This window comes from Brevibacterium sp. Mu109 (assembly GCF_900169375.1).
GTDB lineage: Bacteria > Actinomycetota > Actinomycetes > Actinomycetales > Brevibacteriaceae > Brevibacterium > Brevibacterium yomogidense_A.
In genome coordinates this window covers 1-2,586 of record NZ_FXZF01000076.1, presented here as the reverse complement: position 1 = coordinate 2,586, position 2,586 = coordinate 1, and the positions used below count along the sequence as shown (strand labels likewise).

Here is a 2,586-nt window from a genome sequence, read left to right as displayed (position 1 = left end):
TGAATATTCGCTTCTTTGGGGTCCACCAGTCGTGTGTTTGGGGGCCACTGCGCTGATCGGCCGATAGTGCGCGTGGGGACCACTCATGGCGTGCTTAGGGACCACCGTGCTTAGGCTCCTTCCGTCGCGTGTATACGGCACGCGGCGGAAGGAGACCATTCATGGTACGGAAGATCAGAGCCAAGTTGGTGCTGCAGTTACGCGCCGAGGGCCTCTCCGCACGAGCGATCGCGGCCTCACAGGGCATGTCGCGGAAGTCCGTCACAGCAGTGCTGGAAGCCGCCGACACAGGCGGGCTCAGGTGGGACGACGTCAAGGACCGCACCGATGGCGAGGTCTACGGGCTGGTGTTCCCGGGCCGAGGCGAGCACCAGAGCGTGTTCGCTCAGCCGGACTGGGAACAGGTCCACAAGGAGCTGGCCCGGGTCGGTGTGACGCTGAAGCTGCTGCACAGCGAGTACACCGACGACTGCACCACGGCGAGGACGCCGGCGATGGGCTATGACCGATTCTGCCGGACCTACCAGCGTCACGTGCTTGTCACCGGCGCCGCGTCCAGGGTGGGGCACAAGGCGGCACAGACGGTCGAGGTCGACTGGTCCGGACCGACGATGCAGCTGCATGATCCCGCCACAGCAGCAGCGACGAGGGTGTACTTGTTCGTGGGGTGTCTGCCGTTCAGCCGGTACGCGTTCGTGGCCCCGACCCTGGACATGAAGCAGGACACCTGGCTACGGGCCCATGTCGCGATGTTCGAAGCCTTCGGCGGGTCGAGTCCACGGATCGTGCCGGACAACCTCAAGACCGGGGTACTCAAGCACCCCCGCGAAGGCGAGATCGTGCTCAACGACGCCTACCGGGAGATGGCCGCACATTACTCCGCCGCCGTGCTGCCGGGCAGGATCAGAGCTCCGAAAGACAAGGCCAGCGTGGAGAACACCGTCTCCCACGTCGCCACCTGGATCATCGCCGGACTACGAGAGCGCAGGTTCGCGACTTTGCCAGAACTGGCCGCAGCGATCACCGAACGAGTGGCGGACTACAACGTCGAGCCGTTCCAGAAGCGGCCAGGCTCACGGTCCAGTGTGTTTGCCGCTGAGGAGCAGCCGTTGCTGACACCCCTGCCGCAGGTCGCCTACGAGATCAGCCACTGGGTCTACGGCCGACGGGTGGCGCGCAACGGACACCTCAGTTGGCAGCGGAACCACTACTCGGTCCCGGTGGCGCATATCGGCACGAAAGTCGATCTGAGGATCACCGACCGGGTGCTGGAGGCCTACCGGGGCACCGAGCGGCTGAGCAGCCACCTGCTGCTTCCCGAGGCTGCCGCGAACGAGTACCGGACGAATGATGCTGATCTGCCCACCGGTGCGAGATATCAGCCGTGGGACGCCCCGCGAGTACGAGAATGGGCCGAGCGGATCGGACCCTCCGCCCTGGTGGTCGTCAACAGGATCTTCGAGTCCGTGCCGGTCGATGAGCAAGGACTCGATGCCGCCCTGGCTGTGCTGCGGCTGTCACGACGCTTTTCCGCGGAGCGTGTGGAGGCCGCCTGCCGGATCGCTCTGGCCGGACCGATCCGTTCCCCGCGCTATGCCCACGTACAGCCGATCCTGGCCACCAGTCAGGACAAGACCGCCGAGCTGAGACCGCCACGAGAAGAACTCGTCGAACACGGCGGCTATGTCCGCGGGGCGTCCTACTACGCAGAAGGGGGCGCGAAATGAGCGGGACCGACGGTGAGACGAAGCGGAAGCTGCGTGAGATGGGTGCTGCCGCCCTGCTGGAGGCCCTGGAGAGCGAAGACGAGAACCTCGTGCTGGGGATGGGCTTCGATGACCGGCTACGCCTCGTCGTCGATGAGGCTCACCAGACGTTCAACCACGCCAAAGTCGAAGGGCTGATCCGGCGGGCCGGACTGCGCTACCCCGGGGCAGATCTACGTCGCGTGGATCGGGTCGAAGAACGCGGGCTGGATCGTCACGTTCTTGCTCAGCTGGGTACGTGTTCGTTCATCGAGCGTCAGCAGAACGTGGTGTTCCAGGGCTTCACCGGTTCCGGAAAGTCCTATCTGGGGTGCGCGCTGGCGAAGCAGGCCTGTCAACATCGGATCCGAGCTCATTACATCCGTATGCCTGATCTTGAAGAAGCGTGGGCGCAGGCATTGGACAAGCCGCAGGGCACGACGAAGTTCCTTCGCAAGTACGCGGCCTTCACTCTTCTGGTCATTGATGAGTGGTTGCTCGATCATCCGGATGAGTCGATGCGCAGCATGCTCCTGGAGTTGCTCGAACGGCGCTACGACAGCACGTCGACGGTGTTCTGTACCCAGTACGCGAAGAAGGATTGGCATCAACGACTCGGTTCCGGGGTCCATGCCGATGCGATCATGGACCGCATCGTGCACAACACCATCTGGGTCGATACCGGCACCCATAATATGCGGGAGAAGGCGATACTGAACCAGTAGGAAGGCTGTCGGTGGGGGCCGATGGCCCCCGCCGGCACCACCCCTGGTCCCCGATGGGCAATATCGGTGGTCCCGGGAGGCAATATCGAGTGGCCTTCAAGCCTTCAAATACTCAC

The 2,586-nt window shown here is 63.9% G+C and carries 2 protein-coding genes; both read left to right on the top strand.

The genetic code is table 11. The annotated features are described in order from the left end of the window. The first annotated feature begins 161 nt into the window (after positions 1-161). Positions 162-1,727 (top strand): IS21 family transposase, encoded by a 1,566-nt coding sequence (gene istA / locus BSP109_RS16425; protein WP_101602032.1) that lies wholly within the window; start codon positions 162-164, stop codon positions 1,725-1,727. After that, a complete protein-coding gene (locus tag BSP109_RS16420; RefSeq protein ID WP_101602030.1) occupies positions 1,724-2,470 on the top strand; it encodes an ATP-binding protein in 747 nt (248 codons plus the stop codon). Before istA ends, BSP109_RS16420 begins: the two co-directional genes overlap by 4 nt. Positions 2,471-2,586 lie beyond the last annotated feature (116 nt).

Coding starts and splice junctions, on each gene's coding strand:
- istA (WP_101602032.1), top strand. CDS start 162: ATGGTACGGAAGATCAGAGCCAAGTTGGTGCTGCAGTTACGCGCCGAG.
- BSP109_RS16420 (WP_101602030.1), top strand. CDS start 1,724: ATGAGCGGGACCGACGGTGAGACGAAGCGGAAGCTGCGTGAGATGGGT.